Raw genomic sequence first — 23,210 nt, 5'->3', positions numbered from 1 at the left:
GTCAGCTCCGGACGACTGGTGCCGTCGAGGTCATGAGCCGCCGCACCTGGAAGGCGTACAGGACGCCGCCCCACCAGTAGAGCGCCACACCCCAGATCGTGAACGCCCAGCCGAACACGTTGGCCAGGTCCGCGACCGTGCCGCTCCCGTCACCCAGCAGGAGCAACGGGAAGGCATACAGCAGGCTCGCGGTGGCGGCCTTGCCGAGGAAGTGGACGGGCAGTGAGCTGTAGCCGCGCGTGCGCAGGAACGGCACGAGGCTGAACAAGAAGACGTCCCGCAGCGGCAGGATCACGGCGAGCCACCACGGGATGATGTCGCGGTAGCCGAGGCCGATCACGACGGCGAGGATGAAGAACCGGTCGGCGACAGGGTCGAGGATCGCGCCGATCTTGGACGTCTGGTTGAGCCTGCGTGCCAGCTTGCCGTCGAGGTAGTCGGTGATGCCCGAGACCATGAGGACGGCCAGCGCCAGCTCGTCGTACTCGGGCCCGAGCACGAGCCACAGGAACACCGGGACCAGCAGGAGGCGTACGAAGCTGAGTGCGTTGGGGATCGTGAGGATGCGCTCCTCCATCTCGATCCTCCTCGTACGTCGTGGTGGTTACCCCCGGAATGTCCACAGACAGACTAGGACATGCCAACCCGTCATCTGCTCGCGGACACGGGCCTGCCGCCCACGGGTTGGGCACCGCCGTTGCGTATGGGAACAGGACTGACAGACTGGCAGTTGAAACGCATACAACTACACACCGGGCACATGAGGTGCCCACGTCCCGAGGAGGATCGTGGCTGACTACACACTTCCGGATCTGCCGTACGACTATGGCGCTCTGGATCCGCACATTTCGGGCAAGATCATGGAGCTTCATCACTCGAAGCACCATCAGAACTACGTCAACGGCCTGAACACCGCGCTCGAGAAGCTCGAAGAGGCGCGCAGCACCGAGGCCCACGACACGATCAACCTGCTGGAGAAGAACCTCGCGTTCAACCTCGGCGGTCACATCAACCACTCGATCTTCTGGAAGAACCTCTCCCCCGAGGGCGGCGACAAGCCCGACGGTGAGCTGGGCGCCGCGATCGACGACAACTTCGGCTCGTTCGACGCGTTCCGCGCGCAGTTCGAGGCGTCGGCGCTGGGCCTGCAGGGCTCGGGCTGGGCGATCCTGGCCTGGGACACGCTGGGCCAGCGGCTGATCAACGTGCAGCTGTTCGACCAGCAGAACAACATCCCGGCGACGCTGATCCCGATCATCCAGCTGGACATGTGGGAGCACGCGTTCTACCTCGACTACCTCAACGTCAAGGGCGACTACGTCAAGGCGTGGTGGAACATCGCCAACTGGGCCGATGCCCAGGCACGCTTCACGGCGGCGACCTCCGGCGGCCAGATCATCTTCTGACCGACGACACGGCCGACGGCGGGACCTCCTTCTAGGGGTCCCGCCGTTTTCCATGTTCGGCGAGGTCGCGCAGGCGGGCGTTGTACGCCTCGAGCTGCTCGTCGCCCGTACGGCTCTCGGACCGGTCGAACCGTTTGGCCTCCCGCGCGTCGGAGCGGTACCACTGCACGAGGATCGCGCCCATCACGAGGATCAGCGGGATCTCGCCCATCGCCCAGGCCATGCCGCCGCCGAGGTACTGGTCGGCGAGCAGGTCGGTGCGATAGGGCCGGTGGAGGGAGCGCCAGTAGTCGCCGGCGAACACCGTGTTGGACGACATCACCACGACGGCGAAGAACGCGTGGAACGGCACCGTGACCAGCAGCATGCCGAAACGTACGAGCGGGGCGATGGCCCGCGGTGCGGGATCGACGCCGATCAGGACGTAGTAGAACAGCGTGCCGACGGTCAGGAAGTGCAGCTCCATGATCGCGTGGCCCCAGTGGTTGCCCATGAGGCTCTCGAAGGCGCCGCTGAAGTAGAGGCCGTAGAGGCTGCCGACGAACAGCACCGGCCCAACCAACGGGTGCGTGAAGAACCGCGAGAACCGCGAGTGCAGGAATCCCAGCAGCATCGTGCGGGGTGACACCTCGCCCGGCTGCCGCGGGCCGGGCAACGTGCGCAGCGCCAGGGTCATGGGGGCGCCGAGCACGAGGAAGATCGGCGCAACCATCGACAGCAGCATGTGCGACGCCATGTGGGCGCTGAACAGCACGTGTGAGTAGACGCCGAGCCCGCCGAACGTGGCCCAGGCGATGATGACCATGCCGAGCAACCACGAGATCGTACGTCCGACCGGCCACGCATCGCCGCGCCGGCGCATCGCCCAGACGCCGCGGAGGTAGAGCGCCGTGCCCAGGCAGACGATCGCCAGCCCGACACCGTTGCCGGACCAGCCCCACAGCAGCCGCAGCACGGTCGGCGCGGCCGGCATCGGACCGCCCAAGAGCTCCTCGACCGGGGTGTTGAGGACATTGTTGCCGACCGGGGTGGGAGTCCGAGAGAGCGCCACAGCCAGCCCCACCGTCGCGCTCATGATGAACAGCTCGGTCAGGGCGAGACGCAGGAATCCGGCGCTCTGGGCCACGATGCGCCGGCGCTGCAGCTGCCCGAACACGCCCAGGACCACCAGCGCGGCAACCTTCAGCAGGACCAGCCGACCGTACGCCGAACCGAACACCTCCCCGATCGATCCGAGCCGAACCGACGCGTTGATCGCCCCCGAGGCACCGATGATGACGAAGGACCACAGTGCGAGCGTCGAGAAGCGGGTGATCGCGGCCTCCAGGCGCTTGCTCCCCCGCAGTCCGACCCAGGCGAGTGCGGCGAGGCCGCCGACCCACATCGTCACGCCCACGAGGTGCAGCAGGAGGCTGGTCGTGGCCAGGTCGTGCGAGCCGGACGACGCCGTGTGGCCGGTCAACGCGATCGGCGCCATCGCCGCAAGCGCGAGACCCAGGATCCCGGCCAGCGGCGCGGTGCCGAGCGTCCACCGCGCGGCGATCGCCACGAGCCCTGCCGCGAGGGCCTGCAACAGGATCGCGCGCCCTTCGGACGCACCCGCATAACCGTCGATGAAGGCCCAGGACAGCCCCGACAGGGGCTTGGCGAAGGTGTCTGCGACCTTGACGAAGAAGTAGAACACGCTGGCCGCCGACCACACGATCGCCCAACGGGCCGCAACACGTACGGCCTGGACGGAGAGGCCTTCAACCTCGCTCTGGGTCGACGGCAGCAGGAACACCGCCGCCGCGAGGAACCCGATGACCAGCACGGCCGACACGTCGGTCAGAAGCTTCGTGAAGGGCACCGCCCAGCCCACGAAGGGCCCTGGGTCCGGGATGCCGGCGGGCGCGGTCTTCGGTGCTCCCCCGCCGACGGCCAGGAAGAACGTCAGGACTGCGACGGCCAGCAGGAAGGCCAGGACCACGTCACGCGTCGTCCTTGTCATCTCGCCTCCTCAACGGAGCCAGGAGCAGGGCGATCGCCACAGCAGCGGCGAGGATGCCCCAGAACAGGTGGGCACTGTGACGGTGGATGAAGGTCTCCTTGTCGGGTGCGGCGACCTGCTTGACGGTGCGCCCGGTCGTCGAGGAGTAGTGGATCGTGCCCTCGACGGGGTGCCCGTCGGCCGACACCACCCGGTAGGACGCCGTGTAGCGGCCCTTCTGGTCGACATCGGGCAGCTTCGCCGAGACCTTGTTGTCGATCGCTCGTACGTCACCGACATCGACCTTGCTGCCGTTGGGCGCGGTCACGGCGATGTATGCGGGGTTGCCGATGTTCTCGTTGAACGTGAACGTGATGACCGTCGGCGCCGCGCCGAGGGTGGCCCCGTCCGCGGGGTCGGACCCGACGAGCGACGCATGCGCCGACGCCGGGCCCGACCCCATGAGGAGCAGGGCGAAGCTCAGGAGAGCCACACGGAGAACGACGTTACGCACGACGTCGATTCTCCCGCAGAGCCACAACCAGGGCGACGGCCGCCACGACGAGGGCGCCACCGCCGAGCCAGCGACCCGTGTTGTCGGAGGCCGAAGTGGCCTCCACCTTGCCGGCAGCCGTCTTGCTGTCGGCGGCCTTGTCCTCGACCGGCTGAGCGAGCGTCAGCGTCGGAGCCGGGTGCTCGGGCTCCTTGTCGCCCTTCTGCACCTGGTCCCAGGCGACGACCTTGCCGTCGCTGTAGGTCTGCTCGGCGGTGAACGCGATCGTGTCGGCCTCGGGGAACGGACCGCCGGAGATCGCGAACTCGTCGAACTGCGACGGCGGGATGCCGTCACCGGTCGACGTCCAGGTGATCGTGCGTACGGCCTTGGTCAGCTCGAAGTCGCCGACCTTGGTCGGCTTGGCGAGCTTGGCCTCCTTGATCGTGACCTTCCAGCCCGGCTTGGTCTGTGTGGTGAGGAAGGCGAACGGCGTGTCCTGGGGCAACGTCACGACGAGCTTGGTCGTCGAGGCCGTCTCGGACTCGGTCGGCACGCGGAAGACCGCCTTGCCGAAGCCGCCCTGGGTGGCGTCGGTCGAGGAGACGTTCACGTGGGCGAACGCCGGACCGGCGATGCCCACGAGGGCAGCCGTGAGGAGCGCAGCGGAAAGCCGCGCGGTGATGCGATTCATGAAAAAGTGCTTTCTGTGAAGGGAGTGCGGAGCGGGGTCAGGACCCGCTCGGCGGTCCCCTCTCGGCCCGCGAGTGCGCGAGGCGTACGTCCTGCAGTGATCGCGGCGCGACGACGGGCGCCGGCGGCCGCCACGCGGGGATCGGGGCGATCGTGAGCTCGTGCGCGGCGACCCGCAGGCCGAGCCGCTCGGCGAGCTGCCAGACGAACGCTTCGCCGCGTGCGAGGGCAAGGGCGCTGACCGCCGTCGCGGCGATGTGGCCGGCCACCATCGCGACGGACATCTGCATCTCGCCGGTCGATCCGCCCAGATGGACGCAGACCTGGCAGAGGATCAGGAGTCCCACGGTCTGACCGGGGGTGACACGGCGTGCGGAGAGCAGCCAGGCGACGGCTGCCGCACCGACGAACGTGGCCAGCACCGCGACAGCACCAAGGGTGCCACCGGCCGTGGCGTGCCCCGTCGCCGCAGCGGCGACACAGGCCAGCGCGGCGGCCGTCGAGCGTACGAGCCGGATGGGACCTGCGGCCGGTCGCAGCGCAGCATCGAACGCGGACCCGGGCACGGGATCAGGCTATCGATCGCGTTCGGGACGGGCTTCACCGGCGGTGAGTTGAGGACGCGATCAGCCTCCGGAATCCCGGTGTTCGAGGTGAACCTCGTACGTATGTACCGTGGGTCACATGGCAGCAACCGCACACGACACCGCGTCCTTCATCACCCTCGACGAGCAGTGGGGGGCGCACAACTATCACCCCCTTCCGGTGGTGATCTCCGAGGCCGAAGGCGCCTGGGTGACGGACGTCGACGGCAACCGCTACCTCGACTTCCTGTCGGGCTACTCGGCGCTCAACTTCGGGCACCGGCACCCGGCGCTGCTCGACGCGGCCCGCGATCAGCTCGACCGCCTCACGCTGACGTCACGCGCGTTCCACAACGACCAGTTCGGCGCGTTCTGCCGCGACCTCGCTGCCTTGACCGGCACCGAGATGGTGCTGACGATGAACACCGGCGCCGAGGCCGTCGAGTCGGCCATCAAGGTCGCCCGCAAGTGGGCGTACGAGGTCAAGGGCGTCGAGTTCGACCGCGCTGAGATCATCGTCGCTGCCGGCAATTTCCACGGGCGCACGACGACCATCGTGTCGTTCTCGGACGATCCGGTGGCGCACGACAACTACGGTCCGTTCACGCCCGGCTTCATCACGGTGCCCTACGGCGACCTCGATGCCGTCCGCGCCGCGATCACGCCCAACACCGCCGCCGTCCTGATGGAGCCGATCCAGGGCGAGGCCGGCGTCATCGTGCCGCCCGCCGGCTTCTTCGCTGGCGTACGCGCCCTGTGCGACGAGAACGACGTGCTGCTCGTCGCTGACGAGATCCAGTCGGGTCTCGCGCGCACCGGCAAGCTGTTCGCACTCGATCATGACGACGTGCGCGCCGACCTCTACACGCTCGGCAAGGCCCTCGGCGGCGGCATCATCCCGGTGTCCGCGGTCGTCGGGCGCGCCGATGTGCTCGGGGTGCTCAAGCCAGGCCAGCACGGCTCGACGTTCGGCGGCTATCCCGTCGCCTGCGCCGTCGGGCGGGCCGTCGTCGCGCTGCTCGAGAGCGGCGAGTTCCAACAGCGTTCACACGAGCTCGGCGAGCACCTGCACGCGCGGCTCAACGAGCTCGTCGGCAAGGGTCTCGTGGCCGTACGCGGCCGGGGCCTCTGGGCCGGCATCGACATCGACCCGGCGGCCAAGACCGGCCGCGAGGTCTCGATGGCGCTGCGCGATCGCGGGGTGCTCTGCAAGGAGACGCACGAGCGTACGCTCCGCATCGCTCCCCCGCTGGTCATCACCCGCGACGAGATCGACGGTGCGGTCGACTCACTGGCCGAGGCACTGCACGCCTAGGTCTCAGCTGAAGAACGCAGCGCCGCCCGGAGGTGCCGGCGACCGTTCGCTGTCCGCGTCGGTGAACGGTGTCTTGCCGGCGAACTTCTCGATGACCTCGCGGTAGGGCACGACGCGGTACGGGAACGGGGAGCTCGCGGCGCGGCGCGCCAACGCCTCCCATGGCAATGGTCCCTGCGACGCCGACACGAGGACGTTGCCGAACCGGCGGCCCTTGAGGGTTGCGGGCTCGGCGCTGATCATGACCTGGTCGAAGCTGTCGCGCACACCACGGACCACCCGACGTACGTACGGGAACGGTGCACGGTCCGCGAGGTTCAGCAGGACCACCCCGTCGTCGGCGACGACCCTGGCGAGGTCGGCGAAGAACTCGGCCGTTGACAGCTCCGCCGGGACCTGAGCACCGTCGTACGCGTCGAGGATCACGACATCGGCGAAGTCGGGCCGCAGAGCCGCGATCCCGGCGCGTCCGTCGATCGGGCGGACCTTGATGCCGCTCTGCCGTGGCAGGGGCAGCTGCTCGCGCACGAGCTCGGTGACGCGGGTGTCGGGCTCGAGGACGATCTGCGCCGACGTCGGCCGGGACACCGAGACGTACCGCGGGATCGTCATCGCCGCGCCGCCGATGTGCACGAAGCGCAACGGCTTCCCGGGACTGCCCAAGGCGTCAATGACATCGGCGATGCGCTGCATGTAGTCGAACTCGAGCCGGCTGGGATCGTCGAGGTCGACGTGCGACTGGTCCGTGCCGTCGATCCGGAGCGTGTGCCCGGACGGCCGGTCGCGGTCCTGGACGATCTCGATCGCGCGCTCGGTCACTCGTGCAGCCCGGCCGCCGTCAGGTCGTCGCCGATCTGCCGCCGGATCTCGTCGGAAGCCTCGAGCGCGACGACCGAGTCGTCGAGCGTCCAGAGCGGCGTCTGTGTCTCCGCGGCGGCGATGCGGCGAACAGCCTCGACCGCCTGGAAGTGCAGGCCGGACGCCTGGTTGCCGGGTGCTTCGTCGTACGTCAGCGTGCGGTCCGCGTAGCGCAGGGTCAGTGGTCCCGGGCTGTGGTGGGTGGGCTCGACGGTCAGCACGCCCTCGGTGCCGACGATCGTGACCTGGTTGGCCAGGAAGCCGTGCAGCGTCGTCGAGATGACCGACAGCGTGCCGCCCGCGTGGGTCATGGCGGCGCCGAGCTGCCCGTTGACCCCGTGTGGATCCGGCTGTCCGAGCGCGGCGATCGACTCGTACGGTCCGAGCAGCGACGTGACGAACGCCAGGGGGTAGATGCCGAGATCGAGCAGCGGGCCGCCGGCAAGAGCCGGGTCGAACACCCGGTGACCGTCAGGGAACGACTCGCCGTAGTCCGAGTGGACCGACGTGATCTCACCGATCCCGCCGAGCTCGACGACCTGGCGCACCACGTCCCACTTGGGCAGGAACATCGTCCACAGCGCCTCGGCGCAGTAGAGCCCGGTCCGCTGCGCGACGGCGGCGATCTCGCGAGCCTGGCCGGCACTGAGGCCAATCGGCTTCTCGACGATGACGTGCTTGCCCGACTCGAGGCTCAGGATCGCGTGCTCGAGGTGCGCGGGGTGCGGGGTCGCGACATAGACGATGTCGACGTCGTCGAGCGCGGCGAGCTCTTCGTAGCTGCCGACGGCCGTACGTACGCCGTGCTTGTCGGCGAACTCCTGCGCCCGCGGCAGGGCGCGCGAGCCCACCGCCACGACCTCCTGGCGGGTGTGCGCCTGCAGCGACTGGGTGAACTGCGATGCGATCCAGCCCGGGCCCATCACGCCCCACCGCAGGGTCGGTGCGTCCATCGGGTCCGGCGTACGCGGGGTCGGCAACGAGGCGAGGGTCATGACGAGGACTCTAGGGCCGCGTGCACGAGCGGCACGACCTCCCGGCCGTACAGCTCGATGCTGCGCATGAGCTTGTCGTGCGGCAGCGTGCCGTTGCTGAACTTGAGGTCGAACCGGTCCATGCCGAGGATCCTGGCGTTGCGGACGATCTTGTCGGCGACGGTCCGCGGCGACCCGACGTACAACGCGCCCTCCGGACCCGCCGACGCCTCGAACTCCTCGCGGGTCGCGGGCGGCCAGCCACGCTCACGGCCGATGCGCGTGCGCTGCACCTCGTAGTGCGGCCACAGCTCGTCGAGTGCCTGCTCGTCGCTGTCGGCGACGTGACCGGGCGAGTGGACACCGATCGGCAGCTGCGGCTTGCCGAGCTGCTCGAGCGCCTGCCGGTAGAGGTCGGCGTACGGCTTGAACTGCGCGGGAGGGCCGCCGATGATCGCCAGCATCAGCGGGATGCCGTAGCGGGCGGCGCGGATGACCGATTCGGGGCTCCCGCCGACTCCGATCCACGTCGTGAGGCTCCCGGCGGCGGTCTTGGGGAACACCTCCTGCCCGTCGAGCGGCGGCCGGAGGTTGCCGGACCAGGTGATCGGCCCTTCCTCGCGCAGCGCCGCGAACAGGTCGAGCTTCTCGCTGAACAGCTCCTCGTACTGGCCGAGGTCGAAGCCGAACAACGGGAACGACTCGGTGAACGAGCCCCGACCGAGGATGACCTCCGCGCGGCCGTTGGAGAGCGCGTCGAGCGTCGCGAACCGCTCGTATACGCGGATCGGATCGTCGGAGCTCAGGACCGTCACGGCCGTGCCGAGGTGGATGTTGGTCGTCCGCGCGGCGATCGCAGCGAGCACGACCTCCGGGGCCGTGACCGCGAAGTCCTCGCGGTGGTGCTCCCCCACACCGAAGAAGGCGAGTCCCAGCTCGTCGGCGAGCACCGCCTGGTCGACGATGTTGCGGATGACCTCGTCGTACGGCAACGGCGCGCCGTCGTCACCGAACGTCACGTCGCCGAACGTGTCGAGGCCGAGCTCGAGCTGTGCCATGTCATCTCCCGGGTTGAGGTTCGCCTGTGCAACGCCCGGCGCCATCGTGGTGTTCCCCTGTCATGCCGCGGGGCGCAGCAGGCCGCCGGCGACGTCGCCCGTGTTGCCGTCAGCACCGGTCAAGGTGCCCGCCAAAGGCGCTCGCTGCCCGCCGTGCAGCCAGTACAACGGCTCACGCAGGACGTTGCGGTCCGCCCGGCGCACGATCCGGTCCTTGCGACCCTGCCACCACGTCTCGGTCCGCTCACTGCCGGCGACCTTCGACCAGGAGCCGTCACGATAGGTCCACGTACCGAACTGCTTCGGTATGCACTCGGCGTCGCCTGTCACGCAGATCCCCTCGTAGCGCACGGCCACCGTGCGCCCGACCTTGTCCAGCCGGGTGATGCGCCAGGCCTTGGTGTAGCCCGGCGGGGCGCCGTACGTACCGGCGATCTTCCCGTTGGCCGGGTCGATCTCGACGACGTCCTGCCGGACGACACATCCACCGCAGGGCTCGCCCTTGTGCTGCTGCACGGCGAGCAGGCTGCGCCCGTCGGCCGAGACTCGCAGGCGCGTGATCCGTTGCCCCCTGAGGACGTCGGAGGTGGAACCATCCGCGACGACCCTGGTCACGCCGTACGCCAAGGTCTTCTCCTCGTTCTCCACCTCGCTGAAGCGCAGGAACGTCACGCCGCCCACCGTGACGGGGTCGGCCGCGTACGACCGCTCGATGTCGCCACCGCTGCCCTTGGCCCGCGGCTTGCCCGGGAGCCTCACGACCTCGCGATCGGTGAGCTCGAGGTCCCAGCGAAGCAGTCGACGGCCGTCGAGGAACGCCAGGTCGGTGGTGGGGTCCTTCGGCAGGTTCAGCTGGTCCCCGATCGGCGCACCACTGAACGTTCCGTACACCGGGTCGTACAGGCGGTAGACCTGCCCGACATAACCCGGCTCCTTGCGCTCGATCGCGAGCAGCACCCGACCGGTCGGCAACCACCGCGCGAAGACCGCATCGGGCACCACGCGGGTCTGACCTGCCCCGGTCACCTGCATCCCGCCCGGAACGACCGTCGCCGCCTCGGGAGGCGTCACCGTGACCGGCACTGCGGGCACCGTGGTCTTGAACACCGCGGTCCCGTCGTCGTTCGAGCGGGTGTACAGCACGAACGCCAAGGCGATCGTCACCACCACGACCAGCGCCGAGACGAACCCTTTCGACCGGCTCAACCGACGCGCGCCGCGAGCGTCGTACCGGGCAGCTGGACCTCGACGAGCATGCCCTTGCCCAGCTGACGGCCGCGCCTGGTCTCGACCTCGCCGTCGACCTTGACGTCGCCGCCCTGGATCAGATCACCCGCCGCAGCGCCGGACTCCGCGAAGTTCGCGAACTTGAGGAACTGTCCCAGCCGGATCATGTCACCGGTGATCGGGACGACGTCGATGTTGTCGGGAGCCATGAGTCCAGCCTGCCACGACACCCTGTCCCGCGCGTGCGAGGATCGACGGCATGGAGCAGACGGTCCGCGCCCGAGCCGTGATCTTCGACATGGACGGCACCTTGGTCGACTCCAACGCCGTCGTGGAGGCCATCTGGACCCGGTTCGCCGAGCAGCACGGCCTCTCCACAGCAGACGTGTTGGCGTTCTCGCACGGTCGGCAGACGATCGACACGGTCCGGCAGTTCGCGCCGCCGGACGCCGACCATGCCGCCCTGGCCGTCGAGCTCGCCAGCACCGAGATCGAGACGCCTGACGGCATCGTCGAGGTCCCCGGCGCCTCTGCGTTCGTGGCGTCGATTCCCTCCGAGCGCACGGCCCTCGTGACGTCGGCTCCGCTCGCGCTCGCCAGGACGCGGATGGCCGACGCAGGAGTGCCGATGCCTCCGGTTGTGGTGCCCGCCGAGGACGTGACCAACGGCAAGCCCGATCCCGAGGGCTACACGCGGGCGGCCTCACTGCTCAGGCACGACCCCGCGGAGACCGTCGTGTTCGAGGACGCGCCGGCCGGCATCGAGTCCGCACGCTCGGCCGGCGCCCAGGTTGTCGTCGTCGGCTCGTATGACGGGCCCAGTGCCGAAGGCCTGCCCCGCATACCGGACTTCACCGCAGCTCGTGCCGCGTTCGATGCCGACGAGCTCGTCATCACCCTGGACACCGCATGACCGGCGCCACCAACGCGCGCGCCGACGTGTGGATCTCGTCCGTACGCCTCTACAGGACGCGATCGATCGCGTCGGCGGAGTGCAAGGCGGGGCACGTACGCATCAACGGCGCCAAGGCCAAGCCCGCACAACCGGTCAAGGTGGGCGACCGCATCGAGGCCCTCACGGAGGGCGGCATGAGGATCGTCGTGGTCACCAAGATCATCGTCAAGCGGGTCGGCGCGGCCGTCGCGGTCGAGTGCTACGAGGACCACACTCCCCCGCCACCGCCCAAGGAGGAGGTCGCCATCATGCCCAGACGCGACCGAGGCGCCGGCCGGCCCACCAAGCGCGAGCGCAGGGCTCTCGACCGGCTGCGCCGGCGCTAGCCGACCAGGATCGGCAGGAGCGCCCGGCTGCTGAGCGGCGCGAGGTCGATGTCACCCGGCGCTACCGGGTCAACCCAGATGCTCTCGGCGATCTCGGCCGCGACGACCGGGGTCGATGCATCGATCTTCAGCCGGAACACCTCGGCGAGCACCCGGTGCCCCGGCTCATTGGCGGCGTCCTCCTCGAACGTCCCGAGCCAGGTGAATGCGTCAGCGGGCAGGTCGAGGCCCAGCTCCTCGAGCAGCTCGCGGCGCAGGCAGTCCAGCGGGCTCTCGCCGGGCTCGATCTTGCCGCCGGGTTGCATGAAGACGGTCGTGCCGTGCTTGCGGACCATCAGGGCCCGGCCCTCGGCATCGACCGTCAACGCCGCCGCGACGTGGATGACCGGAGGCGTCACGGCTGCGGCACGTCGTCGCTCGCCCGGCCCCACTTGTCGGTCCACGACGGCGGCGCCTCCAGCATCGTGAGGAGCGTGTCGAGGTCGTCCGCGAACGACACGATCCCCGACTGCTCCTCGCGTACGAAGCCCGACCCGACCATGCCGTCGAGCAGGTCACGCATCGGCGACCAGAACCCGGCCACGTCGAGGAATCCCGACGGCTTGGAGTGGATCGTCAGCTGGGCCCAGGTCCACTGCTCGGCGATCTCCTCCAGCGTGCCTGCGCCGCCCGGCAGCGCGATGAACGCATCCGACAGGTCGGCCATCAGGGCCTTGCGCTCGTGCATCGACTCGACGACGTGCAGCTCGGTGAGCCGGTGGTGCGCGAGCTCCCGGTCGTCGAGCTGCCGTGGGATGACGCCGATGACCTTGCCCCCGGCCTCGAGGGCCACGTCGGCGACGGTGCCCATCAGTCCGACGTGGCCGCCGCCGTAGACGACCGTGATGCCGCGCTCGGCGAGCGTACGTCCCGTGTGGCGTGCCGCCTCCGCGTACGCCGGGTCATTGCCGAAGCTGGAGCCACAGAAGATGGCGATCGCGCTGAGGGACATGGTCACATCGTGGCAGACACTATTCCTCCCGCTTCCACTTGCCACGGCCGAACATGCGGCCGAAGCGATCGGCCAGCGAGCTGCCGGTGTCGTCTCTGGCATCGGCACGGAACACCGGCGTGCTGTCGTCGGGCTCCGGCAGCTGCGCCGCCTCGTCGGCCGATAACGACGTGCGTACGTACGCGGTCGTGATGGTGCCGACGTGGTCCGCGTCGACGAATCGGGTCCCGGCAGACGTCTCGACGACGATGCCGTCGAACACACTGACCTCCTCGACCACCAGCACGGCGACGACCGTGCCGAACTGCTGACCGTCGCTGGACTGCACCGGCGTACCGGGCTCGAGGGCGGTGTACGCGATCGGAGACGCTTCGTCACTCATGGGGCCACCCTAGGCCCGTTGTGGCTGGCGCGCCCGCCGTCTGCAGGACCGAATCGTGGACTCCCGCGATTCCTCGGGTTGTCCGCCTTGAGCGGTGGCAGCAGACTGTGAACGAGCCGTCTCATCGGGCGGCGAACCGTTTCGCTACAGGAGGACACATGACCAACACCCCTGAAGAGCCGCTCAGCGACGACGACCTCATCACCAGCCAGACCGGCGGCCCCACAGGTTCTGGCGGCGACGCCGACGGGACCGACGGCGGCGACGCGGACGGCACTGACGGCGACGCCACCGACACCACGGACGGCGACACGACCGATTCCGACGGCACCGACGGCGACGGCACGGATTCCGACGGGACCGACGGCGATGCCACGGACACCACGGACGGCGACGCGTCCTGACCGTGTCCGGATCCGCGCTCGACCTGCTCAGCGGCGACGCCCAGACCTTCATCTCGAAGGTCTGGGCGTCGCAGGTGCACCTTCACCGAGCCAACCCTGACGACCTGGCCGATCTGCTGTCCCTTGACGACGTGGACACCCTGCTCACCTCGTCCGCCATTCGTACGCCGTCGGTCCGCGTGGCCAAGGACGGCGCCGTGCTGCCCGAGTCCGCGTACACCCGCGGCGCGACCCTCGCCGGCAAGCCGCTGACCGGTCTGGTGGACGCCCGCAAGGCTCTGGCGCTGTTCGAGGGCGGCGCGACCGTCGTCTTCCAAGGCCTGCACCGCTACTGGCCGCCGCTGACCCGTCTCGTCGCCGAGCTCGAGCTTGAGATCGGCCATCCGTGCCAGGCCAATGCCTACCTCACCCCGCCCGGAGCGCAGGGTTTCGCGGTGCACAGCGACTCCCACGACGTATTCGTCTTCCAGACCGCCGGGTCGAAGCAGTGGGAGGTCCACGCTCCCGACGGCGTCGACGACGTGCTCCTCGAGCCCGGGTTGTCGATGTATCTGCCGACCGGCACCCCGCACGCGGCGCGCGCGCAGGACACGGTCTCGCTCCACGTCACGATCGGCATCAACCAGCTGACCTGGCGTGGTCTCGTCGAGCGCAGCCTGGCTGACGTCGTGTCCCGTGTCGCCGAAGCGCACCTGCCGGCGGGCTACCTCGACGACCCGGCCGGACTCGCCGACGAGCTCGGGCACCGGCTGGAGTCGCTGGCGGCACAGATTCGCAGCGTCGACACGACCGCAGCGGTGGAGGCCGAGGTGCGCCGGTTCCTCACGACTCGCAGTCCGCGCCTGTCCGGTGGGTTGCACGACGTCCTCGCGGCCGGTGCGATCGACGACGACACCGTGCTGCGGCGCCGGCCCGGGAGCCCCTGCGTGCTGCTCGCGCGCGGCGACCGCATCGACGTGCTGCTGGGCGACCGCTCCATCGACGTGCCCGGATGGCTGCGACCCGCTCTGGACGACCTGCGGGAGCGCCGAGAGCTCGCCCCACGAGACCTCGCCGAGCACCTCGACCCACAGAGTCGGCTCGTGCTCTGCCGCCGACTGGTGCGGGAAGGGATGCTCGAGGTCGTTTCGTGACCTCTCGCGACCCCGCCTTCCGTTGCGCGATCGCCAGCGACCAGCGGGACGAGCCGATGACGGGTACGGCATCGACCGTCCGGGCGTTCCTGCTCGTCGAGCACCCCGGTCCTTGGGGCGTCGACGCGCTGCGGGACGCTCGGCTGCCTGACGGGTTGGGCGACTCCCTGAGGCGTGCGGCGGCTGCGGCCAAGGTCCGTCCGCTGCTCGTACGTCGACCGGATCGGCGTACCGACGAGGCCGGCGTGCAGGTCTTCGCGGCCTTCGCCCACCCGTCGCGCTCGTGGATCGAGGCGACAGTCCTGACCGATCCGCACGAGCTGCTCGATCTCGACCTCGCCGCGTTGGGTGCCGGACGCTCGATGGGCCTGACGCCGTACGACGCACCGCTCTTCTGCGTGTGCACGCACGGCCGCCACGACGCCTGTTGCGCCGAGCGCGGCCGCCCGGTCGCTGCGGCGCTGGCTGAGGCGTACCCCCAGCAGACCTGGGAGGTCTCGCACATCGGCGGCGACCGCTTCGCCGGCAACATGCTGGTGCTCCCCCAAGGCCTCTACTACGGACGTCTCGATGCCGAATCGTCCGTCGCAGTCGCCGAGGGGCATGTCGCCGGGCGGCTCGACCTCGACCGCCTCCGGGGCCGCTCCTCGTACACGATGCCGGTGCAGTTCGCCGAGCTCGCGTTGCGCCGCCACCTGGGTGAGACCCGCGAGGGCGCCGTACGCCTCGTGTCCCGGCAGAGACGTAACGAGCTGACCGACGCGACGTTCGCCGTCGGTGACGTTCGCTGGGACGTGCAGGTCCGCACGATGCCGGGCGCCGAGCTCGTGCAGCTCACCTGCAAGGCCACCCGCGACAACCCGATGCCCCAGCACGAGCTGGTCTCGATGACCCAGGTGACCTGAGCGAGTCACCCTCGGCACGAAAGAACTCCCGGACCCGCTTCCGCAGGTCCGGGAGTTCTGTTTCTCTTGCAAGATCACAACGTCGGGCTGACAGGATTTGAACCTGCGACCCCCTGACCCCCAGTCAGGTGCGCTACCAAGCTGCGCTACAGCCCGTTGTACCGAAGAGGAACTTTACCGCAGCCGCGGCGAGGTCCCTGCACCGGTCGTTCAGCGGCGCTCGCGCTTCTTGCGCGGGCGCTGCTGCAGGTGGATCGGCGATCCGACGAACCCGAACTCCTCGCGGAGCCGACGCTCGATGAACCGCATGTACGACGCCTCGAGCTTGCCCGAGGTGAACAGCACGAAGGTCGGCGGAGCCGTCGATGCCTGCGTGCCGAACATGATCTTGGGCTGCTTGCCACCGCGCACCGGGTGCGGGTGCTCGGCGACGAGCCGCCCGAGGAACGCGTTGAGCGCGCCCGTCGTCACGCGGGTCTCCCATCCCTCGAGGGCGGCATCCAGCGCGCGTACGAGCCGGTCGATGTGCCAGCCGGTGCGGGCCGTGATGTTGATCGTCGGCGCCCACGGGACCTGCACGAGCTCGCGCTCGATCTCGCGGTCGAGGTAGTAGCGGCGCTCCTCGTCGACGAGATCCCACTTGTTGAATGCGACGATCAGCGCGCGGCCGGCCTCGGCCACCGAGCTGATGATGCGGGTGTCCTGCTCGGTGAGCGGCTGGCTGCCGTCGATGATGACGACAGCGACCTCAGCGCGATCGATGGCCGAGCTGGTGCGCAGGCTGGCGTAGTACTCATGGCCCGACGCATCGCGTACGCGCCGGCGGATGCCCGCGGTGTCGATGAAGTTCCACGTGCGGCCACCGAGGGTGACGATCTCGTCGACCGGGTCGACCGTGGTGCCGGAGGCGTCGTCGACGACGACCCGCTCCTCACCCGCAAGACGGTTGAGCAGGCTGGACTTGCCGACGTTGGGCTTGCCGACGATCGCGACGCGACGCGGTCCCTGCGGGGCGTCGAAGTCCTCGGGCGGCGGGTCGGGCAGTGCCGCGAGGACGGCGTCGAGCATGTCGCCGCTCCCCCGGCCGTGCAGGGCGGAGACCGGGTAGGGCTCGCCGAGTCCGAGGTTCCACAGACCGGCAGCCTCGGCCTCGGTGCGCTGGTCGTCGACCTTGTTGGCGGCCAGCACGACGGGCTTCTTGGCGGCGCGCAGGATGCGGACGACCTTCTCGTCGACATCGGTGATGCCGACCGTGGCATCCACGACGAACAGCACCGCGTCGGCGACCTGGATCGCGATCTCGGCCTGGGCGGCGATGCGCTCGGCCAGGCCGCGGGCGTCGGGGTCCCAGCCACCGGTGTCGACCACGGTGAACGCGCGGCCGTTCCAGTGGGCGTCGTAGGACACCCGGTCGCGGGTCACGCCGGGCACGTCCTCGACGACAGCTTCCCGGCGACCGATGATGCGGTTGACCAGGGTCGACTTGCCGACGTTGGGGCGCCCGATCACAGCGAGAACGGGTACAACGTCAGCCATCGGTGGATCCTGTCGGAAGAGGGCCGGGGAGGTCGCGCTTGAGCACTGACTTGGCCTGGGAAACATGAGCACGCAGATGATCGTGGATCTGATCACCTGCGTCTGCCATCATCCCACGATCTCGCGGCCAAACCTGCATCGGCAGCTGGATCGGCTCCCCGTAGACCACGTCCAGGCGTGCGCCCTTGGCCGGACGGGCGTCCGCAGGCTCCCCAGCAAGGCGCGTCCCGAAGATCGCGATCGGTACGACCGGGGCTCCCGAGACGAGCGCGAGGTACGCCACGCCGTTCTTGAAGTTGTCGAACTCCCCGTTGCCACGGGTCGCCTCGGGATAGACCAGGACGGTCTGCCCGGCGGCCAGTGCCTGAACCGCACGACGTACGGCACCGGTGTCGTTGCGGGTCCTGCTGACCTTGATCTGCCCGACGAACTGGAGCAACCGCCCCGTACGCCCGTGGAACTCCTCCTCCTTGACCAGCGCGTGCGGCGGCCGCGGAGCCGTCACGAAGAGCAGCGGGCCGTCGAGCCAGCCGATGTGGTTGCTGGCGAAGATCACCGGCCCGGCCTTGGCGACGTGCTCGCGGCCGTGCTCGTGGATGTCCCACCGCCGCGTGAAGTGCCCGCGGGCCAGCCGCCGGACGAGCCGCAGCCCGCCCTCAGGCAACCCGTCGGCGGCGCTCATCGTGCCGCGTCGACGATCCCGACGATGGTCTCGATGACCTCTTCAAGCGTCAGGTGCGTGCCGTCCACGACCACGGCGTCGTCTGCCTTGGCCAGCGGCGAGGCGGCGCGGTTGGAGTCGATCTCGTCGCGGCGGGCCAGGGCCAGCTCGGTCGCCGCGGCGTCGCTCGCGCCGGTCTCGGCCGCTCGCCGGGCGGCCCGCGCGGCCGGGTCGGCGACCAGATAGATCTTGGTCGGCGCGTCGGGAGCGACGGTCGAGCCGATGTCGCGGCCCTCCACGACGATGCCATCGCTGCCGGCGATGATCTCGCGCTGCAGCTCGACCAGCATCTCGCGGACGCTCGGCACGGCGGCGACGAGGCTGACCGAACCGGTGACCTCTTCGCTGCGGATCGGGTCCGCGACGTCGGTGCCGTCGACGTGGATCGTGGGATCGAGCGGATCGGTGCCCGACGTCAGGCGTACGTCCTCGGCTGCCGTGGCGATCGCGTCGGGGTCCTGCAGGTCGACGCCACGCTCGAGAAGCGCCCAGGTCATGGCGCGATACATCGCCCCGGTGTCGAGGTAGGCCAGCGACAGCCGGTCGGCGACGCCTCGCGAGGTGCTCGACTTGCCAGAACCCGACGGTCCGTCGATCGCCACGACCAGGGGCTTGCTCACGTGTGCCACTCCTTGATTGCTGTTGTGCCTAGCGGTACGCGGACCAGCCGCGCGCGGTCAATGCCTCGACGAGCGTATCGGCCGAGCCCGCCATGACGGCGATCTCGACCTGGCCGACCGGACGGCCGAGCTCGTGGTCGATGCGGATGTCCTCGATGTTGACCCCGGCCTCGCCCGTGTGCGCCATGAGGCGCGGCAGCTCGCCCGGGCGGTCGGGCACGGAGACGAAAACCGTGGCCAGGTCGGCGATCTTGTCGCCGTGCTTGCCCGGGATCAGCCGGGTGCCATCCTGGCCGGACTGGAGCACCTGGCCGAGGCGGTCGGTGTCCGCGCCGATCGAGTCGATCACCCGGTCGAGGTCTTCGCGTACGTGCTGCAGCACGGCCCGCACCTGGCCGGCGTTGGCGCCGAGGATGTCCTGCCACAGCGCGATGTCGCTGCCGGCGATGCGCGTCACGTCGCGGAGGCCGGGGCCTGCCAGCGCAAGGTGCTCGCCCGGCGCGCCGTTGAGCTGCGCCGCCGTCAGCACCGACAGGATGTGCGGCACGTGCGACACCAGGGCCACTGCGCGGTCGTGATCAGGGGCATCCATGACGAGCGGCACTCCCCCGGCGACCTCGGCAAGCCGGACCACGAGATCGATCGCGTCCTGGTCGGTGCCCTCGGAGGTGGTGACGGCCCACGGCCGGCCCTCGAACAACCGCGCGGAGGCGGCCATGGGACCGGAGCGTTCGCTGCCGGCCATGGGATGGCTGCCGACGTAGCGCTGGCTGCCGTCGAGCTGCGCGATCTGGTGCTGCAGGTCGGACTTGACGCTGGCGACGTCGGTGATGGCGGCCGCGGGAAAGTCCTTCAGCACCCGGCGCACCGTGTCGACGACGTCGGCCGGCGGCACCGCGACGATGACGAGCGTGGGCGCCTCGACCGGGTCGGCGGTGCCGGCTCCGCGGGAGATCGCCAGCTCGAGGTTGGAGGTGCGGATGTCCTCGAGGTGCACCGTGACACCCGCCTCGACCAACGCGAGCGCGGCGGACGTACCGATGAGTCCGCAGCCGATCACCAGGACCGGTCCGGGAAGGTCAGTGTTCACCCGTCAACGCTATCGAACAGGGCGCCGAGCTCGTCGCGGGTCAGGTCGCGCATCGAGCCGGACGAGAGCCCGCCGAGGTGCAGCGGACCGAACGCCGTGCGGGTCAGCTCGCGTACGGGATGACCGGCCGCGTCCAGGAGCCGCCGGACGATGCGGTTGCGACCCATGTGGATGTCGAGCTCGACGAGCGAACGTCCCCGTGAGGTGTCCTTGACGAGGAACCGGTCGACCTGGGCCGGACCGTCGTCGAGCTCGATGCCGGCCTTGAGCTTGGCGCCCAGCCCGTCGGGCACCGTGCCGTCGACCAGTGCGACGTAGGTCTTGGTGATCTCGAACGACGGGTGCGCCAGCTTGTGCGCCAGGTCCCCGTCATTCGTCAGGATCAGCAGCCCGGAGGTGTCGGTGTCCAGGCGGCCGACGTGGAACAAGCGGTCTTCGCGGCCCGCCACGATCGTCGACAGGTCGGGCCGGCCCCGCTCGTCGGCCATGGACGTGACGATCCCGCGGGGCTTGTTGAGCAGGACGTACGCGTGGTCGTTGGGCGGCGGAATGCGCTGGCCGTCGACCCGGATGACGTCGGTCATGGGGTCGACGCGTGCACCCATGACGTCGATGATCTCGCCGTTGACCTCGACGCGGCCGTTCGCGATCATGTCGTCGCAGCGTCGGCGGCTGCCGAGGCCGGCTTGGGCGAGGACCTTCTGCAGTCGGATCTCAGCCACGCGTGTCGTCGCCCTGCTCGGCGGCGGCCTCGGGGGCTTCGGCTGGCTCCGGCTCGGCCTCGGGTTCCGAACCGACCTCGGCCTCGTCGCCGATCGAGTCCTGGCTCGCCAGGTCTCCGAGCGCCTCCTCGGCGCCGGCGAGAACCTCGTCCTCCATGTCCTCGAGCTCCGGCAGGTGGCCGGCGATGTCGGGCAGCTCGTCGAGACCACCGAGACCCATGCGCTCCAGGAAGTAGCTGGTCGTGCGGTAGAGGATCGCGCCGCTCTCGGCGTCGACCCCGTCCTCCTCGATCAACCCACGCGTCACGAGCGTACGAACGACGCCGTCGACGTTGACGCCACGAATGGCCGAGATGCGCGACCGGCTGATGGGCTGCCGGTATGCCACGACAGCCATCGTCTCGAGGGCCGCCTGGGTCAGCCGGGCCTGCTGACCGTCGAGGATGAACCGCTCGACCGCTCCCGCGAACTCCTCGCGTGTGAAGAACCGCCAGCCACCGGCGATGTTGCGCAGCTCGAAGCCACGCCCCTGCTCGGTGTACTCCGCCGCCAGCTCGGCGAGGGCCTGCTCGACGTCGACCGGCGGATGCCCCACGGCCTGCGCGAGGGTCAGGTGGTCGAGCGGCTGGTCGGCGACCATCAGCACGGCCTCGAGGGCCGGCCTCAGGTCGAGCATCTCCAGCTCGAGCTCGTGGGGGCCGGTGGGTACGTGCTGGTCAGTCATCAGTGCTCTCGCGTGTCTCAGGGGTCTGTTCGTCGGTGGGCTCGTCGTCGGCCGGCGGCTCATCCGCGTCCTCGACGATGGGTACGTCGTCGGGGTCCACGATCGGCTCGTCGAACTCGTCGCCGACGTCGATGTCGCCGTCATCCGTGCCGGTCCAGCGTACGTGCAGGTCACCCAGCGGGGTCGCCTGCTCGAACGCGAGGACCCCCTCGCGGAACAGCTCGAGGACCGCGAGGAAGCGGGCCACCTTGGTCATCAGGTCCGGCGCGTCTGCGGTGAGGGCGCGGAACGTCATCTCGCCCTTGCGGCGCAGCTGGTCGACCACGAGGTGCGCCTGCTCGCGCACGCTGACCTGCGGGGCGTGCAGGTGTGCGAGGGAGAGGATCGGCACGGGCTTGGCCTCGAAGGCCGCGGCCGCGAGCTGCGCCAGCTCCTCGGGACCGATCGAGATCAGCACCTCGGGCAGCAGGTCGGCGAAGCGCGGCTCGAGCGACACGATCCGCGGGAACCGCTTCTGCTCCTCGGCGAGGCGGGCGGCGATGACACCGGCAACCTGCTTGAACGCGCGGTACTGCATGAGCCGGGCGAACAGCAGGTCGCGGGCCTCGAGCAGGGCGAGGTCCTCCTCGTCCTCGACCTCGGCCTGCGGCAGCAGCCGCGCGGTCTTGAGGTCGAGCAGGGTCGAGGCGACCAACAGGAAGCTGGTGGTCTGCTCGAGGTCGTCCCCGAGCTCCTTGATGTACGCGATGAAGTCGCTGGTCACCTTCGACAGGGCGACCTCGGTGATGTCGAGCTGATGCTTGGAGATGAGCTGCAGCAGCAGGTCGAACGGGCCCTCGAAGTTGGTCAGGCCCACGGAGAAGCCGGACGGTGCGGACTCGTCGACGTCCGCGATGGTCACGACTCGCTCAATCGCCGGGCGACATCGCTGTCGGTGCCACGGGACTCCAGGTCGGCCAGCGCCACCGCGAGTGCGGCTCGTACGAACCGTCCGCGGTCGACGCTGCGGCCGAGCTCGCTGCGGAGCTTGAGCCTGGCCTGCTCGACGGCGAGCAGCTCGGCAGCCGTGACGTAGACCGTCATCTTCTCGTCGTGCTTGACCCGCCCGCTCGCCGCGGCCGGCGCGCTGGCCTCGCTCTCCTCGGCGGCCGGCGCCGGAGCGGTGGCCCTGAAGAGCTCATCCGCGCCCGGCATGGTGGGTCGCTTGCCGGGACCTCCTGACGAGGCTGTCACGCGTCGGGGCATCGAACGAGGACCTCCCTCGCGAGCTGACGGTAGGACTCAGCCCCGGGAGACGTCGTGGCGTACTCGGTGATGGGCTCCCCGGCGACGGTCGAGTCGGAGAACTTCACGGTGCGACGGATGACCGTGTGGAACACCAGGTCTCCCCAGCCCTCGACGAGGGTCGCCAGGACTTCCTTGCCGTGCAACGTGCGGCTGTCGTACATCGTGCCGAGCAGCCCGATGATCTGCAGCTCGTCGTTGGTGCGGTCGCGCACCTTCTCGATCGTGTCCTTGAGCAGCGCCACGCCACGCAGTGCGAAGTACTCGCACTCCAGCGGCACCAGGACGCCGTCGGCGGCGGTCAGGGCGTTGACGGTCAGCAGGCCGAGCGACGGCTGGCAGTCGATCAGGATGACGTCGTAGTCCTGGCGGATCGACTTCAGCACCCGCGCGAGCACCTGCTCACGGCCGACCTCGGTCACGAGCCGCATCTCCGCGGCGGACAGGTCGATGTTGGACGGTACGAGGTCGAGTCCGTCGACCGCGGTGGGCATGATCAGGTCCTTGATCGAGATCTCGCGATCCATCAGGACGTGGTAGATGCTCTGGTCGAGCTCGTGCGCGCTGATCCCGAGTCCCACGGTCATGGAGCCCTGCGGGTCGAAGTCGACGAGCAGCACCTTGCGGCCGGTCTCGACGAGTGCGGCACCCAGGTTGATGGTCGTCGTGGTCTTGCCGACGCCACCCTTCTGGTTGCACATCGCGATGATCGTCGCGGGCTGTCCGGCCTTGCGCGGCTGAGGCTTCGGGAAGTTCGGCAATGGCCTTCCGGTCGGTCCCAGTTCCTTGCTCATCAGCTACCCCTGCACTCGAACTCGACCGGCGGACGAGCGTCACTCT

The 23,210-nt window shown here is 69.5% G+C and carries 29 protein-coding genes and 1 tRNA gene; 7 read left to right on the top strand and 23 right to left on the bottom strand.

Going from position 1 to position 23,210, the window contains the following annotated elements:
* Position 1: 1 nt before the first annotated feature.
* Positions 2–577, bottom strand: a complete 576-nt coding sequence (locus tag BOSE46_RS11525) for a CDP-alcohol phosphatidyltransferase family protein (protein WP_159540374.1) — start codon at positions 575–577, stop codon at positions 2–4.
* Positions 578–788: 211 nt separating this feature from the next.
* Here BOSE46_RS11525 and BOSE46_RS11520 point away from each other — a divergent pair, with 211 nt between their 5' ends.
* Positions 789–1,406 (top strand): superoxide dismutase, encoded by a 618-nt coding sequence (locus BOSE46_RS11520; RefSeq protein WP_056396764.1) that lies wholly within the window; start codon positions 789–791, stop codon positions 1,404–1,406.
* A gap of 31 nt (positions 1,407–1,437) precedes the next feature.
* Here the strand turns inward: BOSE46_RS11520 and BOSE46_RS11515 are convergent, their stop codons facing one another.
* The 4 genes from BOSE46_RS11515 to BOSE46_RS11500 are packed head-to-tail and all read right to left on the bottom strand — an operon-like array spanning position 1,438 to position 5,127.
* Positions 1,438–3,396, bottom strand: a complete 1,959-nt coding sequence (locus BOSE46_RS11515) for a cytochrome c oxidase assembly protein (RefSeq protein ID WP_159540373.1) — start codon at positions 3,394–3,396, stop codon at positions 1,438–1,440.
* Complete coding sequence (locus BOSE46_RS11510) at positions 3,377–3,889, bottom strand: copper resistance CopC family protein (protein ID WP_159540372.1); 513 nt, start codon at positions 3,887–3,889, stop codon at positions 3,377–3,379. The genes BOSE46_RS11515 and BOSE46_RS11510 overlap by 20 nt, the downstream gene beginning before the upstream one ends.
* Positions 3,882–4,562, bottom strand: coding sequence for a YcnI family protein (locus tag BOSE46_RS11505; protein ID WP_159540371.1), 681 nt, complete (start codon positions 4,560–4,562; stop codon positions 3,882–3,884). The genes BOSE46_RS11510 and BOSE46_RS11505 overlap by 8 nt, the downstream gene beginning before the upstream one ends.
* A 37-nt stretch (positions 4,563–4,599) precedes the next feature.
* On the bottom strand, positions 4,600–5,127 hold the full coding sequence (locus tag BOSE46_RS11500; RefSeq protein ID WP_159540370.1) for a hypothetical protein: 528 nt from the start codon (positions 5,125–5,127) through the stop codon (positions 4,600–4,602).
* A 118-nt stretch (positions 5,128–5,245) separates the two neighbouring features.
* Here BOSE46_RS11500 and rocD point away from each other — a divergent pair, with 118 nt between their 5' ends.
* Positions 5,246–6,460: an ornithine--oxo-acid transaminase gene (gene rocD / locus BOSE46_RS11495; RefSeq protein WP_159540369.1), complete on the top strand. Its 1,215-nt coding sequence runs from the start codon at positions 5,246–5,248 to the stop codon at positions 6,458–6,460.
* Positions 6,461–6,463: 3 nt separating this feature from the next.
* Here the strand turns inward: rocD and BOSE46_RS11490 are convergent, their stop codons facing one another.
* From BOSE46_RS11490 to BOSE46_RS11470, 5 genes are read right to left on the bottom strand one after another with little or no spacing between them, the layout of a single operon-like run.
* The gene (locus tag BOSE46_RS11490; protein ID WP_236551730.1) at positions 6,464–7,279 is read right to left on the bottom strand and encodes a spermidine synthase; all 816 of its coding nucleotides are present in this window, start codon (positions 7,277–7,279) and stop codon (positions 6,464–6,466) included.
* Positions 7,276–8,313: a Gfo/Idh/MocA family protein gene (locus BOSE46_RS11485; RefSeq protein WP_159540368.1), complete on the bottom strand. Its 1,038-nt coding sequence runs from the start codon at positions 8,311–8,313 to the stop codon at positions 7,276–7,278. Before BOSE46_RS11485 ends, BOSE46_RS11490 begins: the two co-directional genes overlap by 4 nt.
* Positions 8,310–9,350, bottom strand: a complete 1,041-nt coding sequence (locus BOSE46_RS11480) for an LLM class flavin-dependent oxidoreductase (protein ID WP_159540367.1) — start codon at positions 9,348–9,350, stop codon at positions 8,310–8,312. The genes BOSE46_RS11485 and BOSE46_RS11480 overlap by 4 nt, the downstream gene beginning before the upstream one ends.
* A 60-nt stretch (positions 9,351–9,410) precedes the next feature.
* Positions 9,411–10,556, bottom strand: a complete 1,146-nt coding sequence (locus BOSE46_RS11475; RefSeq protein ID WP_159540366.1) for a hypothetical protein — start codon at positions 10,554–10,556, stop codon at positions 9,411–9,413.
* Positions 10,553–10,786 carry an RNA-binding S4 domain-containing protein gene (locus tag BOSE46_RS11470; protein WP_159540365.1) on the bottom strand — a complete coding sequence of 78 codons (234 nt, stop codon included), beginning with the start codon at positions 10,784–10,786 and terminating at the stop codon, positions 10,553–10,555. The genes BOSE46_RS11475 and BOSE46_RS11470 overlap by 4 nt, the downstream gene beginning before the upstream one ends.
* 50 nt (positions 10,787–10,836) lie before the next feature.
* Here BOSE46_RS11470 and BOSE46_RS11465 point away from each other — a divergent pair, with 50 nt between their 5' ends.
* Both BOSE46_RS11465 and BOSE46_RS11460 read left to right on the top strand, forming a co-directional pair.
* The gene (locus tag BOSE46_RS11465) at positions 10,837–11,490 is read left to right on the top strand and encodes an HAD-IA family hydrolase (protein WP_159540364.1); all 654 of its coding nucleotides are present in this window, start codon (positions 10,837–10,839) and stop codon (positions 11,488–11,490) included.
* Positions 11,487–11,858: an RNA-binding S4 domain-containing protein gene (locus BOSE46_RS11460; RefSeq protein WP_159540363.1), complete on the top strand. Its 372-nt coding sequence runs from the start codon at positions 11,487–11,489 to the stop codon at positions 11,856–11,858. Before BOSE46_RS11465 ends, BOSE46_RS11460 begins: the two co-directional genes overlap by 4 nt.
* On the opposite strand, the gene BOSE46_RS11455 is transcribed toward BOSE46_RS11460, so the two are convergent.
* Genes BOSE46_RS11455 through BOSE46_RS11445 form a run of 3 tightly spaced genes read right to left on the bottom strand, consistent with a single transcriptional unit; the run spans position 11,855 to position 13,231 of the window.
* Positions 11,855–12,256, bottom strand: a complete 402-nt coding sequence (locus BOSE46_RS11455) for an NUDIX domain-containing protein (RefSeq protein WP_159540362.1) — start codon at positions 12,254–12,256, stop codon at positions 11,855–11,857. The genes BOSE46_RS11460 and BOSE46_RS11455 overlap by 4 nt on opposite strands.
* Positions 12,253–12,849, bottom strand: a complete 597-nt coding sequence (locus BOSE46_RS11450) for a TIGR00730 family Rossman fold protein (protein ID WP_159540361.1) — start codon at positions 12,847–12,849, stop codon at positions 12,253–12,255. The genes BOSE46_RS11455 and BOSE46_RS11450 overlap by 4 nt, the downstream gene beginning before the upstream one ends.
* Before the next feature lie 19 nt (positions 12,850–12,868).
* Positions 12,869–13,231, bottom strand: a complete 363-nt coding sequence (locus tag BOSE46_RS11445; protein ID WP_159540360.1) for a hypothetical protein — start codon at positions 13,229–13,231, stop codon at positions 12,869–12,871.
* 158 nt (positions 13,232–13,389) lie between these two features.
* On the opposite strand from BOSE46_RS11445, the gene BOSE46_RS11440 reads away from it, so the two are divergent.
* The 3 genes from BOSE46_RS11440 to BOSE46_RS11430 are packed head-to-tail and all read left to right on the top strand — an operon-like array spanning position 13,390 to position 15,673.
* A complete protein-coding gene (locus tag BOSE46_RS11440) occupies positions 13,390–13,635 on the top strand; it encodes a hypothetical protein (protein ID WP_159540359.1) in 246 nt (81 codons plus the stop codon).
* A 2-nt stretch (positions 13,636–13,637) separates the two neighbouring features.
* Positions 13,638–14,768 (top strand): cupin domain-containing protein, encoded by a 1,131-nt coding sequence (locus tag BOSE46_RS11435; RefSeq protein WP_236551729.1) that lies wholly within the window; start codon positions 13,638–13,640, stop codon positions 14,766–14,768.
* Positions 14,765–15,673, top strand: a complete 909-nt coding sequence (locus BOSE46_RS11430) for a sucrase ferredoxin (protein ID WP_159540358.1) — start codon at positions 14,765–14,767, stop codon at positions 15,671–15,673. Before BOSE46_RS11435 ends, BOSE46_RS11430 begins: the two co-directional genes overlap by 4 nt.
* An 82-nt stretch (positions 15,674–15,755) precedes the next feature.
* On the opposite strand, the gene BOSE46_RS11425 is transcribed toward BOSE46_RS11430, so the two are convergent.
* From BOSE46_RS11425 to BOSE46_RS11380, 10 genes are all read right to left on the bottom strand, one after another.
* Positions 15,756–15,829: transfer RNA gene (locus BOSE46_RS11425), tRNA-Pro, on the bottom strand.
* 54 nt (positions 15,830–15,883) lie between these two features.
* Entirely contained in the window at positions 15,884–17,209 is a 1,326-nt protein-coding gene (gene der / locus BOSE46_RS11420) for a ribosome biogenesis GTPase Der (RefSeq protein WP_159540357.1), read from the bottom strand.
* Positions 17,202–17,891 (bottom strand): 1-acyl-sn-glycerol-3-phosphate acyltransferase, encoded by a 690-nt coding sequence (locus tag BOSE46_RS11415; protein ID WP_159540356.1) that lies wholly within the window; start codon positions 17,889–17,891, stop codon positions 17,202–17,204. The genes der and BOSE46_RS11415 overlap by 8 nt, the downstream gene beginning before the upstream one ends.
* Positions 17,888–18,550 (bottom strand): (d)CMP kinase, encoded by a 663-nt coding sequence (cmk, locus tag BOSE46_RS11410; protein ID WP_159540355.1) that lies wholly within the window; start codon positions 18,548–18,550, stop codon positions 17,888–17,890. The genes BOSE46_RS11415 and cmk overlap by 4 nt, the downstream gene beginning before the upstream one ends.
* 28 nt (positions 18,551–18,578) lie before the next feature.
* Positions 18,579–19,640: a prephenate dehydrogenase gene (locus tag BOSE46_RS11405; RefSeq protein WP_159540354.1), complete on the bottom strand. Its 1,062-nt coding sequence runs from the start codon at positions 19,638–19,640 to the stop codon at positions 18,579–18,581.
* Complete coding sequence (locus BOSE46_RS11400; RefSeq protein ID WP_236551728.1) at positions 19,637–20,362, bottom strand: pseudouridine synthase; 726 nt, start codon at positions 20,360–20,362, stop codon at positions 19,637–19,639. Before BOSE46_RS11400 ends, BOSE46_RS11405 begins: the two co-directional genes overlap by 4 nt.
* Positions 20,355–21,086: an SMC-Scp complex subunit ScpB gene (gene scpB, locus BOSE46_RS11395; RefSeq protein WP_201299616.1), complete on the bottom strand. Its 732-nt coding sequence runs from the start codon at positions 21,084–21,086 to the stop codon at positions 20,355–20,357. The genes BOSE46_RS11400 and scpB overlap by 8 nt, the downstream gene beginning before the upstream one ends.
* Positions 21,079–21,987 (bottom strand): ScpA family protein, encoded by a 909-nt coding sequence (locus BOSE46_RS11390; protein ID WP_159540353.1) that lies wholly within the window; start codon positions 21,985–21,987, stop codon positions 21,079–21,081. Before BOSE46_RS11390 ends, scpB begins: the two co-directional genes overlap by 8 nt.
* Entirely contained in the window at positions 21,984–22,331 is a 348-nt protein-coding gene (locus BOSE46_RS11385) for a hypothetical protein (protein WP_159540352.1), read from the bottom strand. The genes BOSE46_RS11390 and BOSE46_RS11385 overlap by 4 nt, the downstream gene beginning before the upstream one ends.
* A complete protein-coding gene (locus tag BOSE46_RS11380) occupies positions 22,316–23,164 on the bottom strand; it encodes a ParA family protein (RefSeq protein WP_159540351.1) in 849 nt (282 codons plus the stop codon). The genes BOSE46_RS11385 and BOSE46_RS11380 overlap by 16 nt, the downstream gene beginning before the upstream one ends.
* Positions 23,165–23,210: the final 46 nt, after the last annotated feature.

This window comes from Aeromicrobium sp. 9AM (assembly GCF_902506105.1).
In the GTDB taxonomy this organism is placed as follows: Bacteria; Actinomycetota; Actinomycetes; order Propionibacteriales; family Nocardioidaceae; genus Aeromicrobium.
This window is presented reverse-complemented; position numbering and strand designations above follow the sequence as displayed.